The 726-nt window shown below is 45.6% G+C and carries 1 protein-coding gene and 1 pseudogene; both read right to left on the bottom strand.

The genetic code is table 11. From position 1 onward, the window contains the following. Positions 1-170, bottom strand: a pseudogene (locus ACWHAR_RS26875) (N-acetyltransferase); the annotation flags it as partial. 101 nt (positions 171-271) lie between these two features. Next, the coding region (ribH, locus tag ACWHAR_RS26870; protein WP_452088401.1) for a 6,7-dimethyl-8-ribityllumazine synthase at positions 272-726 on the bottom strand (455 nt) is incomplete at its 5' end.

The raw sequence follows: 726 nt of genomic DNA, 5'->3' as shown, positions 1-726 counted from the left end.
ACACAACCGACAATATCCTCGCCTTCTTTCCATAGGAACAGTTGCCTTTCAGTGTCCGTTTCATAGTCTTTAATTGTCTGCTGAAGCTGCTTGACGTCCTTCTCATTCGGCATAAACGAAAGGAGCCCCATCGCAATCTTTTCGAATGACTTTTTATAACGAATTAACATAAATACCCCTCAATATATCAAAATGTGGATCTAACGAAGGCTAGTCGCTTCACATCACATTATAAACATTTTTATAACCTTTTTAAACTCTTTTTCGGCAATTATTGAAGCGACCGGGTCAGGTTCGCCATTTCAATCGCTGCCGCGGCAGCTTCTGCACCTTTATTTCCGGCTTTTGTTCCGGCGCGTTCGACCGCCTGCTCGATCGTGTCTGTCGTCAATACGCCGAAGATCACCGGAACGCCTGTTGACATGCTGCTCGCTGCAATCCCCTTAGCCGCTTCATTGCAGACATAGTCATAGTGGCTTGTCGCTCCTCTGATAACCGTGCCCAGCGTAATCACTGCGTCGTATTTTTTCGTTTCAGCCATTTTTTTGGCGATGAGCGGAATTTCGAAAGCGCCGGGAACCCAGGCGACATCAATATCATCAGCTTTGACCCCATGTCTCAACAGCGTGTCTTCTGCGCCGCTTAGAAGTTTGCTTGTAATAAAATCGTTGAACCTTGACACAACGATCCCAATTTTCAAATCTGTTCCAATTACATGACCTTCTA

Source organism: Bacillus sp. LR--39, from assembly GCF_053613335.1.
This window is presented reverse-complemented; position numbering and strand designations above follow the sequence as displayed.